Source organism: Leptolyngbya sp. FACHB-541 (assembly GCF_014695875.1).
In the GTDB taxonomy this organism is placed as follows: domain Bacteria; phylum Cyanobacteriota; class Cyanobacteriia; order Elainellales; family Elainellaceae; genus JAAUTN01.
Map to the genome: position 1 here is coordinate 86,892 of NZ_JACJPC010000051.1, position 15,095 is coordinate 101,986.

At 47.0% G+C, this 15,095-nt stretch carries 15 protein-coding genes and 3 pseudogenes; 10 read left to right on the forward strand and 8 right to left on the reverse strand.

The annotated features are described in order from the left end of the window. Nucleotides 1-35: 35 nt before the first annotated feature. Nucleotides 36-1,106, reverse strand: coding sequence for an S-layer homology domain-containing protein (locus H6G00_RS10940; RefSeq protein WP_190796740.1), 1,071 nt, complete (start codon nt 1,104-1,106; stop codon nt 36-38). A gap of 262 nt (nt 1,107-1,368) precedes the next feature. Here H6G00_RS10940 and H6G00_RS10945 point away from each other — a divergent pair, with 262 nt between their 5' ends. The 3 genes from H6G00_RS10945 to H6G00_RS10955 all read left to right on the forward strand — a co-directional run bounded on the left by H6G00_RS10945 (nt 1,369) and on the right by H6G00_RS10955 (nt 4,049). After that, the gene (locus tag H6G00_RS10945; protein ID WP_190642097.1) at nt 1,369-1,878 is read left to right on the forward strand and encodes a hypothetical protein; all 510 of its coding nucleotides are present in this window, start codon (nt 1,369-1,371) and stop codon (nt 1,876-1,878) included. A gap of 521 nt (nt 1,879-2,399) precedes the next feature. Then, nucleotides 2,400-3,443, forward strand: coding sequence for a hemerythrin domain-containing protein (locus H6G00_RS10950; RefSeq protein ID WP_190642096.1), 1,044 nt, complete (start codon nt 2,400-2,402; stop codon nt 3,441-3,443). 312 nt (nt 3,444-3,755) lie between these two features. Then, nucleotides 3,756-4,049 (forward strand): septal ring lytic transglycosylase RlpA family protein, encoded by a 294-nt coding sequence (locus tag H6G00_RS10955; protein WP_190642095.1) that lies wholly within the window; start codon nt 3,756-3,758, stop codon nt 4,047-4,049. A 153-nt stretch (nt 4,050-4,202) separates the two neighbouring features. On the opposite strand, the gene H6G00_RS10960 is transcribed toward H6G00_RS10955, so the two are convergent. Then, nucleotides 4,203-5,372: a PAS domain-containing protein gene (locus tag H6G00_RS10960; protein ID WP_199318428.1), complete on the reverse strand. Its 1,170-nt coding sequence runs from the start codon at nt 5,370-5,372 to the stop codon at nt 4,203-4,205. A 24-nt stretch (nt 5,373-5,396) separates the two neighbouring features. Beyond that, nucleotides 5,397-6,197 (reverse strand): NADH-quinone oxidoreductase subunit NuoB, encoded by an 801-nt coding sequence (gene nuoB / locus H6G00_RS10965; protein WP_190796741.1) that lies wholly within the window; start codon nt 6,195-6,197, stop codon nt 5,397-5,399. 721 nt (nt 6,198-6,918) lie between these two features. Here nuoB and H6G00_RS10970 point away from each other — a divergent pair. Continuing rightward, a complete protein-coding gene (locus tag H6G00_RS10970; RefSeq protein ID WP_190796742.1) occupies nt 6,919-7,944 on the forward strand; it encodes an Npun_R2821/Npun_R2822 family protein in 1,026 nt (341 codons plus the stop codon). Nucleotides 7,945-8,088: 144 nt separating this feature from the next. Here H6G00_RS10970 and H6G00_RS10975 read toward each other — a convergent pair whose 3' ends face one another. The 3 genes and pseudogenes from H6G00_RS10975 to H6G00_RS35265 all read right to left on the reverse strand — a co-directional run. Continuing rightward, a complete protein-coding gene (locus tag H6G00_RS10975; RefSeq protein WP_190642092.1) occupies nt 8,089-8,562 on the reverse strand; it encodes a tryptophan-rich sensory protein in 474 nt (157 codons plus the stop codon). 223 nt (nt 8,563-8,785) lie between these two features. Then, a complete protein-coding gene (gene cynS, locus H6G00_RS10980; protein ID WP_190796743.1) occupies nt 8,786-9,235 on the reverse strand; it encodes a cyanase in 450 nt (149 codons plus the stop codon). Nucleotides 9,236-9,247: 12 nt separating this feature from the next. After that, nucleotides 9,248-9,480: pseudogene (locus H6G00_RS35265) on the reverse strand (ABC transporter ATP-binding protein); the annotation flags it as partial. 811 nt (nt 9,481-10,291) lie between these two features. On the opposite strand from H6G00_RS35265, the gene H6G00_RS10990 reads away from it, so the two are divergent. Continuing rightward, nucleotides 10,292-10,534 (forward strand): hypothetical protein, encoded by a 243-nt coding sequence (locus H6G00_RS10990; RefSeq protein ID WP_190796745.1) that lies wholly within the window; start codon nt 10,292-10,294, stop codon nt 10,532-10,534. Continuing rightward, nucleotides 10,534-10,747, forward strand: a pseudogene (locus H6G00_RS36590) (PIN domain-containing protein). The gene H6G00_RS10990 and the pseudogene H6G00_RS36590 overlap by 1 nt, the downstream one beginning before the upstream one ends. 181 nt (nt 10,748-10,928) lie before the next feature. Here the strand turns inward: H6G00_RS36590 and H6G00_RS10995 are convergent. Then, entirely contained in the window at nt 10,929-11,129 is a 201-nt protein-coding gene (locus H6G00_RS10995) for a hypothetical protein (protein ID WP_190642089.1), read from the reverse strand. 624 nt (nt 11,130-11,753) lie between these two features. Continuing rightward, nucleotides 11,754-12,113, reverse strand: a pseudogene (locus tag H6G00_RS11000) (transposase); the annotation flags it as partial. Between the two features lie 356 nt (nt 12,114-12,469). Here H6G00_RS11000 and H6G00_RS11005 point away from each other — a divergent pair. The 4 genes from H6G00_RS11005 (at nt 12,470) to mug (ending at nt 15,048) form a co-directional block, all read left to right on the forward strand. Then, nucleotides 12,470-13,159: a glutathione S-transferase family protein gene (locus tag H6G00_RS11005; protein ID WP_190796746.1), complete on the forward strand. Its 690-nt coding sequence runs from the start codon at nt 12,470-12,472 to the stop codon at nt 13,157-13,159. Nucleotides 13,160-13,350: 191 nt separating this feature from the next. Continuing rightward, the gene (locus H6G00_RS11010) at nt 13,351-14,022 is read left to right on the forward strand and encodes a hypothetical protein (RefSeq protein ID WP_190796747.1); all 672 of its coding nucleotides are present in this window, start codon (nt 13,351-13,353) and stop codon (nt 14,020-14,022) included. 213 nt (nt 14,023-14,235) lie between these two features. Then, nucleotides 14,236-14,490, forward strand: a complete 255-nt coding sequence (locus H6G00_RS11015) for a SemiSWEET transporter (RefSeq protein ID WP_190642085.1) — start codon at nt 14,236-14,238, stop codon at nt 14,488-14,490. Between the two features lie 12 nt (nt 14,491-14,502). Further along, on the forward strand, nt 14,503-15,048 hold the full coding sequence (gene mug / locus H6G00_RS11020; RefSeq protein ID WP_190796748.1) for a G/U mismatch-specific DNA glycosylase: 546 nt from the start codon (nt 14,503-14,505) through the stop codon (nt 15,046-15,048). Nucleotides 15,049-15,095 lie beyond the last annotated feature (47 nt).

Here is a 15,095-nt window from a genome sequence, read left to right on the forward strand (position 1 = left end):
TAAGTGACTACCGCTGTCTTTAGAAACCCATTATGCTATGGCTGCACGATGAACTGCGACTCAACGGGTTCAACTCTTCCTGATTGAACGAGGGCTTGATGGATGAATGCTGCAACTTCGGCTCTGGTCGCGTTCTGGTTTGGCTCTAGAGTTTGTGGATTGGGGTGATTTACGACTAATCTAGACTCTGTCGCAGCGGCTATTTTGCCTGTAGCATAATCAGGAATTTGGTCAGCATCCTGGTAGGTCTGCTCAATTCCAATCGTATCGGCAGGTGCATTGAGTCCTAGACCTGTCGCTAGTGCGACCAATGCCTGCACTCTGGGAATCTGCTGAGTCGGCTGAAACACATTGCCTGGATAACCTTCGATGTAGCCAATTTGATAGGACTTTTGGATAGCTGAAGCGGCCCAAAAATCAGCAGGTACATCACCAAAGGTAGGAGCCGATCGCTTATCAGGTTCTTGCCCAAAAGCTTCCCGCAACATGGCAGCAAACTCTGCCCGAGTAATGGGTTGATTGGGGCGGAAGGTGCCATCATCAAACCCGCTAATGATGCCTCGCGCAGACATTTCTGAAATGAACGGTCGTGCCCAAAAGTCAGATGGCACATCCGTAAACTCAATCGGCTCGCCAACGGGTAAAGCGTCCGGAGTTGTAGCAGTGGGGGAAGGATCAACCGGAAGGGGAACAATTCCCCCAGCCTGCGGTGTATCCAAATCTTCTGAAGGTTCTCTTGCATCCAACGGCACGGCAGCTCTACGGCTCTCAGCGGCTTCTCTAGCAGGTGCCGGAATCACCACTACATTAGTTTGGCGATCCCCTTGAGGTTCTAGTCCTGGCACTACGCCAAATGGAACCAAGCGCTCGGGTTCAACCTCTTCCGCAGAATCTTCTTCTTGGCGGTCGCCTTCAGACGCATCCGGTTGCTGGGGCAGGATTTGTGGATCTAGCAGCACAAAACTCTGTTCTCGGCGACTGGTTGACCAGAAGAAAACGGTGCCAAGCACTAGAAAAGCAATCACAATGCTGATCAGCTCATCAAAGCCAAGCGGTCTGCCAGAAGGTGGGGTAGAACCTGGAGGCGGGGGAGGAGAGTTTGTCATTGCTGGATGCTGCCTATTTAATTGAGTCGTTTTTTGCCAATCTTTGCGATTTACCGCACATTTCTCGCATGCTGTTCTCTATATAACCATCTTCTAAAAGCACTTCTCAATTACTCTAATGGCAGAGTTGGTTGGCAGAGTCGTTGTGAGCACTCGATTGAGTCGCTTTTACAGTTAATCTACGGGCACGCACCCCTAACTGTAAAATCATGGCAGTACCTTCTGATGATTAGTTGAAACTACAGGCGCGAGGACTTCAACGATGGACACCCACAGTTTTTTAGATGCGATCGTTGCTGAACTAGGCTCCATGATTGCAGAAGATGAGAGAACCCGAAGCGAAATCATCAAGCTTCAACAAGAAATTCAACTGCTCAAGACTAGGGCTGAAGTTTCTGAAACCAATGTTGAAGAACTTAGACAGAATGCTATTCAGTTGAGAGCAGCGCTGGCTGAAATCAAAGCCAACAAAGTTCAGGAAAGGGCGATCGCGGCTCAAATTCAAGCCAACGCAATTCAGGGGAAAGCTGACGAAGTTCAGCAGAAGGCTGTTGATCAATCTGCTGACCTAGATATTGATGACAGTCAGGTTAAGCAAGCCCAAGAGCGGGCTGCCGCACTGCAAGAGCAAGCAAGTCAGGCTCAAGCTAGAGCAGATGAAGCCCAAGAGCGAGCGAATGACGCTCAGGCTAAAGCAGATGAAACAGAAACCAAGGTTGCAGAAATTCAATCTAGCGTTGAATTAAACAAAGAAACAAACAAACTTGATTAAAGACGTTTGAAGGGCACCAGCAACAAGTTATACAAGTTACAAACATTGCAATACTTGCAATGTTTGAATCACCTAATTAATGAATTATTGCGAGAACATAAAAGCAGCGTAAACAAGGATACTCACCAGAGGCTATAAATTAGCCTTTAATTATTCTTGCAATCATAAATCAATTTCCAACTTTGGAGCCTGGCAATGAGTTTTACATCTGTCATGAGGGTGAAGTAGAGGCTCTATTCTACAAATTCTTGTAGCAGGATGTGCAGAGACAATCAGAAGGTATTTGAGCAGTAGAAAATGCCTTCTGTAAGAGAAAAGCATTTAGCAGGAAAACCTTGAGAGCCTGACCCAATGCCTTTTTCTAGCGCGATCACAAGCTCCAGGCTAATCTTTTCAACATTTGCTTAGGGGACTAAAGGCTGACGAGACAGTCAGTCAAAAGGATGATGAAGTTGCTATCAGCAAATGTCACTTTTTAATAAGAACGCACATTTTAATTGTGCAAGAGAAGGAGAACAACGATGGTAACATCTTTAGAAGATACAAAGCGCTCTGCAATTGCTATGAAGCTAGCAGAAATGCTGGCTATGCAGGATTTATTGATTTCTAATGAACAAAACTTTTTAACCGCTGCTTCTGACGGTGAGCTTCGCAAGCGTTTTCAGAACATGCTTGAGGACGACCAGAAGAACAAAGGGATTTTGGAAACTGTTGTTGTTCAGTATGGCAACAAAGCAGAGCCCAAGCAAACGACTCAGCAAATGATCGAAAAAACTCGGCAGCTGATGCAAGGCTCTGAGCTAACCATGCTAGAGAAGGTAGCTCAGCATGAGTTGTTGAAGCATGCTCAAACTATGATGGGCTTGTTGGTTCACAAGTGCGCTCAGGTTGTTGGTGCAGACATCGAAGCGGCGATCGCCCCGCTCAACACTGTTAACTTTGAGAACCGCGCTCACCAAGAGCAACTCAAAGGCATCATCGAAGTAATCGGTGTGCGTGAATTGACTGGCAAAGAGCCTGATCAAGGACTCTGGGGTCGTGTTCAAGACGCGATCGCTGCCTTTAGCGGTGTCGTAGGCAGTGCTGTCACTCAAACCTCTGACAAGTCCGACATGAACATCCAGGACATCATCCGGATGGATCACCAGAAAGCAAACACCCTGTTTATGGAGATCGCAGGCAGCAACGATCCTCAGAAGATTCAGGAATACTTTGGGCAGCTCTACAAAGACTTGACTGCTCACTCTGAAGCTGAGGAAGAGGTTGTCTACCCCGCTGTGCGTCCGTTCTACGGAGAGGGTGACACTCAGGAGCTTTATGACGAGCAGGCTCAGATGAAGGCAATCCTGGATGACATCAAGAGCACCAGTCCTTCCTCACCTGAGTTTAAGTCCAAGGTGGAGAACCTCCGAGAAATCGTGATGGATCACGTCCGTCAGGAAGAGAGCACCATGTTCTCTGCGATTCGCAACAACTGCTCTGAAGACCAGCAAGAGCAGATGGCAACACGCTTTAAGCAGTCCAAGAGCCGGATTCAAGACAGAATGGCCTCTTCTGTTCGCTAATAGCCACATAGCAATAGCGGTCCCTTAAGTTCCTCTCCCGCGGGAGAGGCTTAAGGTAAGAACGGTTAGAAGAGTTGCACCTGCGGTGCCAACCAAATTATTTAGGGCTGAGAGCTAAGTCATGTACTATAGCTCTCAGCCCTTTGTAATGTTGTCATATTGAGTCAAGATATGAAGCAGGATCACATACTTAGTACAGTCGTTTGCCCCTCACATTGCTGCAGCTGGCAGTCTCATTTCCACTCACTATCAAGAAAACTGCTCAGGAAGATCTTAGCCAGTAGTATTCTAACTTGCTCTGTTGTGCTGCTAGTGGAGCCAATCCAAGCACATGAGGAGGAGTGCGGCACTGCAACTTATTACGACACGGGCGAAGTGACTAGTAGCGGTGAATCGTTTGATCCGGGTGCGTACACTGCGGCTTCTAGCTACATTCCTAATGGCACCTATGTTGTTGTTCAGAACCTGGATAATGGGTTAGAAGTGACTGTTGAGGTTAATGATTACAATCCAGGCTGGGGAATTATTGACGTTACGCCTGCCGTGATGGAGGCACTAGATCCCGGTGGGGACAAACTGAGCTTAGAAGTCTGTCTTTACTATTAAAGGATCTCCACGTTGAATCCTGCTAGTCGCCTACGGTGCTGTAGGGGTGGGTTTAGCAGACGAAGCGTTGTTCGATCTGGGGTTCAACGTTAAATCCACCCCTCAGGGGCTGAAACTCTTTATAGAAAGAGTATAGAAAGACTGCCATCTCAATTAATCATGCAAAACAATGTAGTGCTTATTAAAACTGATTTGTCCAGTTTGCATAAGCTGAGTGATTAGACGAGTCACAGTGACTCTAGTTGTACAACAGGCACTCGCCAAGTCTTCGTGAGTCAAACGTACATTCAGGCGAACGCCGTCTTCGACTGGTTCTCCAACCTCTTGCTTAAGCAGCAATAACAGTTCCCATAGACGATCTTTGACGCGTGGTTGTCCAGCAATCAACAATAGCTTTTCTGTTTGTTTGAGCCGTTGAGCAATTTTGGGCATGAGCAGGTTAGCCAGACGAGGAGATGTGGTGATTTGCTCCTGAGGAATGTAGACAAGCTGCACATCCGACATGGCGATCGCCTGGTAGATGCTTAGAGAAGTCAACGTAGAGCCAAACACCATCGAAGCCCCTGCTAAACCCATCAGAACCTCTTTGCCATTGCCTGAAAAGGTACTTAGCTTGACCAACCCCTGATTGACTAGGCAAATCTCCTGAGGTTTGAGTGGAACAGTCTCACCCTTTGCATAACTATGGATAGGATAATCTTGGCTAGGGTCATAGCCCTTTTCCTGAGCCGGTGAGGAACTGCGCTTAGCAAGTCTTCGCATCAGCCAGCACAAAGAAACGGGCTCACCTGTTGAATTTTGAATCGTAGCAACCGTCAAAGCTACATTAAGGGGTTCTTCTAAGCGGGGTTGAACAACGGTTTCAATTTTTTGTACTCGTTTTGACTGATGCAACTGACTTAGCTTAGAGCGAAAAGCCTGACGCTCCGTTTCTAACACAAAGCCTGCTATGGGTCGGCCTGTTAAGAACTGCTGTGACAAATTGAGTAACTGAGCGGCAGCTTGATTTGCCTGGTGAATCATGCCCTGAAGATCAGTCACAAAATAACCGTCTGGGGCAAATTCAAACAGGTTTTGATAGCGCTGCCGCTCTGCTTCTACAATGGCTCTAGTCGCGACCAATTCTTCGCTTTGCTGGTTTAATTCCTCTGCGGCTACCTGCAATTCTTCCGATGCAATTCCTAATTCCTTAAGAGCTGAGGGCAAGATGCTAGCGCTAGGCACAAGCGTAGAGTTGACATCATCATAGAGCGCAAAGATGCGTTCGTATGCAGCTTCTAATTGTCGAACTAAAACGTCAACTGGCAGTTTATAGTGTCCCATTCTCTTTAAAGTTACTCGATAACTTTATGATGACCCCATTGCGCCTGAAGAGTTACGCTGTCGTTCTTCAGCAGCCTCTACACTCTTATTTTGCCTTGCTTGAAGGGCATCTGAGACAGGTATTCCTAATGCCTCTGCCAGTTCAGCGGGTGGAGCTTGACGAGAGGGCGAATTTAAATAGATACCCTTCAACGGAGGCTCTACCGGCTTCATTTGATGGGAAATGGTGTAAAAGCGATGCGTTGGCTCTCGTTCGCCTCGTTCTTGTAGAGATTCAGCTGAGATCTTCTTGCGCAACTTGATGATGGCGTCCATGATCGCTTCTGGACGGGGTGGGCAACCCGGAATGTAAACATCAATTGGCAAAATTTTGTCGGCTCCTCTCACTGCAGTGGGTGAGTCAGCACTAAACATACCGCCTGTAATCATGCAGGCTCCCATTGCGATCACATATTTAGGATCAGGCATCTGCTCATACAGACGCATCGTAGGTTGAGACATCTTCATGTTGAGAGTGCCTGCCAGGATGATCAGGTCAGCCTGCCGAGGGCTAGAGCGTGGAATTAAGCCAAATCGATCGAAGTCGAAACGTGAACCAATCAGAGCAGCAAATTCGATGAAGCAGCAGGCTGTGCCATAAAGTAGTGGCCAGAGGCTAGACAGCCTTGCCCAGTTGTATAAGTCGTCTACTGTAGTCAAAATTACATTTTCGGAAAGCTGCTGAGTGACACCTGGATATTCGATTGGATTGATGATTGCACTCTCTTGCTCAAGCGATTGGCGATCGCCTGGAGGGTTTGCCGAAGCAGGAATGTAACTTGTCATGACGCTCTCCAAAGATTCTGCTCAGTAGCCTCAGTCCAACTGATCTAAACTTGATGGGGTTTCAGTAGGACGGGCTAGTCTAATCTACCTTAGCGATCGCTGCCAGTCAGATGGTCTATCTTGAGAGCTAGTTCAACGAACTACTTTATATCTAAAGAATGAATTTTTAGTCAGAGAAATACCTTTACTTCATCTCAGCTTCATCTAAGCTGTTGCAGAGTTCGGATGAAGTTATCCTCTAAAAAATCAAAACGCGGCTGCCTTAGATTCAAGCTTTTGGTGTGTTTACCTATAAAACTTCCGTCAGTACGGACGCTAAGTGTTGAAGATTACATGAATTCATGTCTCTTATCTTCTTCCTTCCTCTACGTACTGCTACTGTATATCCATTAAAAATTAGTGTTGCTGTTCAGTTCTTTGCTAAGCCCTCCGTGTAACATTTCACCTTGCTGAACGTGTTGCGGTGGAAGTTTTGGCATCCTTCCGCTGGATGGAGGTACAAAACGGCGCGCTTTCCCACGTAAGTGGGTGCAAAATGCGCGGAACCAGTCTTTTTGGTTCCGATGCTTTAAGGCATGCGATGCCAAAGATAGCAGTAAACCCCTCTTAGGTCCTTTTGCTGAGGAGAAGTGCTGTTTTCGTAAAGCCTCTCTCAGCCTCTATATCAGGACTACTCCCTCCTTTGCCCCCCTAATCAAAGCCCACCCAGGACTCTACCACTATGGAACCCTTCGGTATCTATACTTTATCGAGCGATGTCGTTTACGACCAGGTTGTAGCTTTACTAAACAGCATTAAGGTGAATGCTGGTGCTGACATTCCCGTCTGTATCATCCCTTACAATGAGATGCCGAAACGAGTGGGATTAGAGGTCAGCTCTAGACGTAACGTTACTTTCTTTGACGATTGGGATGCAATCCGTCGATGGGAAGACTTTGCTGAAGAAGTTTGGGCTGCTCATCCTAGGGCTAAACAGACTCACTTGCCGCTGCCAGGATGGTACCGAAGCCATGTTCAGAGACGCTTTGCAGCATTTGACGGCCCGTTTGAGAAATTTGTTTTCTTTGACGCAGATACGTTGGTCATGAAGCCGCTTGACGATATCATCGAGAAGCTCAATTCCTACGATTTTGTGTTCAATGATTGGGAGCATTTGAAGCCTGAAGCCATTGCCGCATTAAATCTCTCCACGATTGAGAAGACGGGGCTGTATTCACGCAATGACGTGCGCTCTAAACTACACTGCGGTAGTTTCTTTGGCTCCAAGCGCGGCATCTTTAACCCTGAGGAACTGATGGACTTAAAGAAGCGGTTGATTGACGATCGCGAAGTTGAATGGATTAACGGCAAGGGCTGGTGGGACGACGCATTTTTGTTTAGCTATCTCAGTCTACGCAGCGATCGCCCCCTATTCAATTTCACCCTCAGCCCCAATGGTCAGGAACGCACCGGCAACTGCGCCAATGCTGATCCATTCGTCAACGTTGATAATGTGCTGTATAACCAGCAGGGAATGAAGCCGATTTTGCGGATTCATTATATGAGCTATTCGTCTAAAGATTTCACTCGGTTGAGCCAGGGCGAAGAGGTTGATATTCCCCATCGGGATGTGTTTTTGCACTACCGCTTTCTTAGAGAACCGCAAAATAAACCAGAGCACCTCCTACCTGCTAATCTAATTACTAAAACTCAGCGGATGACTCAACGAGTTGTCCACAAAGTTAAAAAAAGCCTCGTAGCTAGTTGATACTGTGTCTACACGAGGTTACATGTATTAAGCGCTGCTGATCTATCTAATGAACCTAATGAACAAGAAAGGAAGTTTCACGAAACGCCCTTTCTTGTTCTAATACCAATTCCTAATACCAATTCAAACAAATTTCGGTACAACTCAAGCTGCGTTGGGGTTCAAATCAATCATTCTGCGCGTAGCATAGGTGCCAACGGGACTCCAGATCACATAGGGAAGTAAGAGTAAGGCTGCATTGGGAGTAATAGACCAGACAAACAGCGCTAATCCGCTTCCTAGAATGAAGCCAGTACCACCCAGAACCGTACCGATGCTCAAGCTGCGAAACTGGAGCGTAGCCGGAATATAGGCAACGGTAACGATTTCAACTAGAAGGTAGATCCCCATTAGCAGCCAGGTTTTGAAGCTGCCTGGTTCTTGCTGCCAAACTAAAATCGCTGACCCTGCACCACAAGCAAAAATCACCATCCAAATTAAGGGAATGGCAGGTTCAAAAAACAGCCATTTGGGTCGCTCTAGACGAGCCGCCCAAGGAATATCACGCGGTTTGATAAATGCTGCAAATAGAGCAACGATTAGGGTGACTCCGCCAATCACCATCCAGGGTTTCAACATAACTTTAAGGAAAAACTCGTTTACTGATTGTGTTAAGCGTAGTAACCAGTGAAGGCGATCGCCTCTTCCATCAGCAGCATTCTAAAAAAGAACAAAAAAGGCAGTAGGTATTCCCTACTACCCTTACCTGAGTATGGCTTTCAAAGAGGTGTAGAGCGACCTCACAACCTGAGTACTGCCCTACACTGCAACTAACTGCTTGTGTTTACTATCTTTTGGCTGTTTACCACTTTTTATAAGGGAGGAACTTACCATTCATGATCACTTTGACGCGATCGCCCTTGGGATCTTCTTCTTTCTCAATATCTAGGGTGAAGTCGATCGCACTCATGATGCCGTCTCCGAACTTCTCGTGGATCACTTCTTTCATTGGCATTCCATAAACCTGCATGATCTCATAAAACCGATAAATCAGCGGATCGGTAGGGACGATTGGACCCAATCCTTTCACGGGATAAGAGGACAATTCTGCAGCAACATCTGGACCAAGTCCCAACGCACTGACAATTTTGTTAGCTTCCTCTTCAGAAGCGCTAGCCTGACGATAAAACACAGAGGCGATCCAAACTTCATCCCGTCCAATGAGCTTTTCTAGCTCAGTAAATGTGACCCCCGTTGCTTCTTTTGCAGCCAACAGCTTTTTCGTGATTTTTAGGGTTTCTGTTACTGGCATGAGAAAACTCCTTTATTTTGATACGACGAGTTTGCGAATGCGGAATTCTTCAATAACGTGGATTTCACCCGAGAGATACAGTTCTATCTCGCTTTAAGCTAGTGATAAGCAGGATGCTGATCGAGGGCTTCGCAATGACGCGGATAGGGGAAAGACACATCTAGAATTTTGGCGATCTGGGCAGCGGGACCGCGTGTCATCATCATAATTTTGTTGGACAGCAACAGGGCTTCTGATTCAATGCTGGCTAGCTTCGGCGAGAAGGGCTTCTGAGGCATACTCTTAAACAACTGCCAGTCATCCTGAGGGAAGCGATCGCTGTCGTAGGGACACGGGGCAGTACTAGACCAAGCTTTTGTCGAAACTGCCATAGGTAATGCTCTGAAAAAACCTTGCAAGTAGATTATCAAGTGTGGCTCTACCTGACATCAGAGCTTTTTTGGGGAAAATAGGACTTTCTTTAGATTTAGAATTTAGCAGACATTAGAGAAGTGGAAAAAGCAAAATTAAACGGAGGAGCGTCTATCAAGTTAAGACCCGCACTCATAAGTTCTACTTAAGCGGACTTTAAGTCAGCATAAGCATTTACGGAGTCAAAACTTGCAAACATCAAGTTAGAACTTGAAACATTAAGTCAGAACTTGCATTTATAAACTCTGCTTTGGCGTTTATCAAGTCAGCATAGGTGTTCATGGAGCCAGAACTTGCATTCATCAGATTAAGACCTACATCTGCAAGTGCAATTACAGAATTCCTCAACTTCTCTAGTGTTAGAAGTATCTGTCGAGATGCACCCCTTAGAAGAAACTTAGCCAACCTATCCGTTGAGTCAGTAGGTAAGGAAATTAAATCTTTTAGACGAGGTTATCCTTGAGAAAGAGTTTAAGCCTCATCGCTGTTTAGCATTGGCTCGCTGTAATTGGAATTTTGACTGGCATGAGGGTCAGCGGCGCGTTTAATGAAGAGTTTAAGCAATGGTTCAATCATTTTTTCTCCTCAAGTTCAGCAGGAGTCTACGCGGCAGGTAGATTAGATAACCCTTGGGAGAATGAAGTCATGCAAATCACAATCAATCTACCGCCCGATCTCGAACAAGATTTGATCCGCCAAGCAGAGCAATCTAATATTCCATTACAAACCTTGATTCTGCAGGCGTTACGTCAGATGATCCAAACGCCACCTGTTTCCACTTCTCAATGGTCGAAGGTTATTCTGTCTTATGAAGGAAGCCCTGACTTTCCTGCATTTGAGTCCTATCGTGATGAACTCCTTCCGCCGCGTGAACCAGAGCTATTTTGATGCGTTATCTCCTCGATACTTGCGTCATCAGTGACTTCGTCAAAGGTGAAGCTGGAGCTACAGCTAAGCTCAAACAAACGACAACCAATTGGTGCTTACGATGTCTTGATTGCAGCTACCGCGCTTCAACATAACTTGATTATGGTTACAGCAAACCAACGGGAATTTGAGCGGATTCCCAGTTTACAGATCGAAAATTGGCGACAATTCTAAATGAGTGGTTGGTACTGATCGCGGACTAAAACACTATTTGAGCCGAATGGGACCAGTGCGATCGCCATTGGTAGAAAGTACGTTATGTAGCAATCTCAAATAGGTTGTGAGCAGCGCACCCTAAAGCAGCGCATTCTCACAACCTACTTAGCCCTCTTAACTGCTGAATATACCTCCAAATCTATCGCTCTAACACCGTCATAAACTTACCTCGCGCAAATGGGGCTGGCACAATCGGCATAAAGTGAATGCGATCGCTGACGATTTGCTTGACGTAAAACTCGTTGATCGTGTGCGTTACTTGTTCTCGTGTGCCAATGATCCAAATCTGCACTTTTTCGGCAGGCGGAACGGGCAGCAGTTCGTTGAACTCTGTAGTCATACTATTTGCCTCACTGTTGTGATGTAGAGAAGAACAGCTTAAGGCGTGGTTTCCCAACCACTCGTTTTGCTTCAGCAAGGCAATTTGATCTTAAAATCAACACAGCCTAGCCTCCTGCTGACTCCAGGAGTTAGGTTAGCTGGTTAGCGAGTGTGCCACCACTCCTAATCAGCGTTATCCTCACCTTAAGCTTTGTCCACTGGAAAACCAGTGTTTCATAGGATAAAGGAAAGAGCGAGCGGACACAAGCGTATGAAGGGAATTGTGGGCGATCGATGAGAATGAGAGCGTGAGAAGCAAAACGCTTTACCCATCCAGTGGACTTCGCACCCCACATCCACCCCGATTCAACATAATTTCTACAGGGGTATTAGGCTGAAAAAATCTATCTAATTTCCCGATCTTCCAAATGGTGTGATTTCTTCACGCTATTTTCTCTAGGAGGCTATTGGGTTGGAAAAAATCTATCTAATAATATCGTTATCCCTCATTCATCACTCTTGCTAGAGAATAGCTGAAACGACGTAAATTCGTTGTGGCTGAACTGAATGAATTTAGCCGAACTACACCTCAACAGAACAAGAATTTATTCTCTGTTTAGAGTGACAGAAGAGGGTTATAGCGTTACGGAATCACGTTAGGGCAGTTTTTGAAAGCAGCATCAACACAATCCCGAAAGTTATCAAACTCATCCCATCGCTGTCGCATCCAATTCTTCAGTGCAAACCACCAATGCTCAATCTCATTTAAGTCTGGAGAATAGGGCGGTAGATACCAAATCTCACAGCCAGCTTGAGCTACGATGTCCTCAATGGCTTGACCATGATGAAAACTGGCATTGTCAATCACAATCACATCTCCTGGCTGCAATTGCGGCACTAGGCATTGCTCTAGCCACAGCTTAAACAAGTCTCGGTTACAAGAATCTGCAAACGTCATTGGGGCAAACAAACGTCCCTCCTTTAATCCAGCAATCCAACTGACGCTTGCCATCTATAACCATTCACCCAATGTCTAGTACCGCCGTTCATCTTCCTGGTTTCATCGTTTTTCTCACCCCTCGCTGAACCCAGGGTTGATCTGCGGAACCTCTAAAAAGCTGATATGGGGGTATTACACAGCAATTGGCGGCTGAGGTAGTGGCGGACAGTCCCATATAACAATTTGCTTGGAGCGGACTGCCGAAAGATCTTGGCACATTGCAAAAGTTATCGACGGCCGCTCAAGCAAACCGTTAGGTTCACAGTTGGCTATCGGTAAAAAATCCTGTGGGTTGTCGATTTTGTGTTGCGCTATTCGACTAACGAGAGCAACCACATAATCCATAAAGGAGCAGCAAAATGCGCAACTGGAGTTCTCGAATAGTCCCGACCATCCCGACCATCACCGCCTTTGAACGGTCGCTCGATCGCGGACAGGGACTGGCGCGTGACATGCCTGTGCGCTGGGCGCTCGAGGAAGTGGGTCAGCCTTATGACGTTCGTCTTGTTTCATTCAGTGCGATGAAGGAAGCTACACATCGTGCGCTTCATCCTTTCGGGCAAATACCGACCTATGAAGAAGGCGATCTCGCCTTGTTCGAGTCGGGGGCGATCGTGTTTCATATCGCGGAGCACAATGCGGGACTGCTGCCGAACGATGCGATTGCCCGGGCATGCGCGATCACATGGATGTTTGCTGCGCTCTCCACGGTCGAGCCTGTGATCGTTCAACGCGAAGTCTCTATGTATTTGGAGCACGACAAGTCCTGGCACGAGGAGCGCCTGCTGATCGTCGAGGATCGCATCCGCAGCCGACTGGACGACCTCTCCGCTCGGCTCGGCAATGGCGAATGGCTCGATAGGGCGTTTAGTGCTGGCGATCTGCTGATGGTGCAGGTGCTGCGCAGGCTAAGCAGATCGGGCATTCTGGACGACTATCCGAACCTTATAGCCTATGTCGCCCGTGGCGAAGCGCGGCCGGCTTTTAAACGTGCTTTCGACGCTCAGCTGGCGGTTTTCACTGGCAAGTCGTCCAGCCAGTTGGAATGAGCAGCCTAATAATCCCGTTGCCACCGACCGTATAGAGCTTCTGCATTAAGCCCGAAAGGTTATCTGCGGCGGGTGAACGGGAACGTTAGCTGGCTCGAATTATTGGTGTTGGTCGGTGCTTGGAACTTGTCTGCTAGATTCATTAAACTTGAGAAGTTGAGTAAGCCTATCCTCAGACGCCTTTGAAGCTTATGGCATTTGAATTAGATCATCTCTTTATCTGGACTGACATTGGTGCTGACGAAGCTGAGTGTCTAGTATCATTCGGTTTGGTAGAGGGAACCTCTAATACGCATCTTGGGCAGGGCACAACCAATCGCCGTTTCTTTTTCCATAATGCAATGTTGGAGTTGTTGTGGGTTCATGATCCAGAAGAGGCGAGGTCTGAGCTAATTCGTCCCACTCGGCTTTGGGAGCGATGGGAGAATCGAAATGGTGGGGGCTGTCCATTCGGGGTCTGTCTACGTCCAGCCTTAGGTTTTGGTAACACAGTTGCATTTTCCAGTTGGGCATATCACCCACCTTATTTGCCTAAAGCACTGAGTATTGAGGTAGGAAAGAATAGCGATGTGTTAACTGAGCCATGGCTGTTCCAGACTCCGTTTGGTCAACGTCCAGATCAATATCCTGTTGAGAAGTCGCAACCTCTAGAGCATGGTATTGGTTTACGCGAAATTACTCGTGTAGAGTTGGTTAGTCCCACTGCAAATAATTTGTCACCCGAACTTCAAGCAGTGGTTAATACAAAGCAGATAAAGCTACGGGAAGGAGCAGCGTATTGTGTAGAGCTTGGGTTTGATGGAGAAGTGCAAGGGCTGCAGGTAGATTTTCGACCTGGCTTGCCACTTGTGATGAGTTGGTAACGTAAAGTCGCCAGACCTACACGGCTCAGTGTTCAAATAGATGGAGCGATCGCCCCTCAAAATCTCTCCATTTTACGCCACTACGGACGATACTAAAATTGTTGCACGTCAAGTATGAGGATTTTTCGGACGAAGGAATTTAAGGGCGATCGCCAGCGACAAAGAACGGTTTTCCATGTACCCTAAAGCTGTTGCGCTACCGCTGGCTGGCTTATGGACTTTACTTTTCTTTTGGGATTGTTGGCAGGTTTGCTAACCACTACAGCCTTCGTCCCGCAGGTGCTAAGAACCTGGCGTACTAAGTCAGCCAATGATTTATCCACAGGTATGTTTGTTGTGTTTTGCAGTGGTGTAACCCTGTGGCTGATCTACGGCATTCTTACCCGTGACTTCCCTGTAATCATCGCAAATGCAGTCACGTTGATGCTGGCATTAACCATCTTGGCGATGAAATTTAAGTATCGGTAAACTTACATTCGCATGACTTCTTACAAACCGACGAAAGCTGAAATTCAGGCAGCGGTTGGCAAAACGGTTCCAGATATCATCGCACCTGAGCTGCGAGTGTTGTTTTGCGGTATTAATCCCAGTCTCTACAGCGCAGTGGTTCAACATCATTTTGCGCGTCCGGGCAACCGATTTTGGAAAACGCTGTACGCCGCAGGATTTACCGATCGCCTGCTCCACCCATCTGAAGATCAACAGCTTCTCACTTTTGGCTACGGACTCACCAACATTGTCGATCGAGCAACCGCCAGAGCAGACGAACTAGACGCTGAAGAACTGGTGATAGGACATCAACAGTTAGCCGCCAAAGTGATGCGCGATCGCCCCAAATGTCTTGCCATTCTGGGAATTAGCGCCTATCGCACTGCGTTCAAACGGCCCAAAGCTACTCTAGGACGACAGCCTGAGACACTCCACGACACCTTGATTTGGGTTTTACCAAACCCCAGTGGGTTGAATGCTCACTATCAGCTTGATGATCTGAAGCAGGTGTACCAAGAATTGAAGGACACAATTTGAAGGCAGCATTGCATGAATCATTTTTTGAAGCATGAATGGTAGAACGG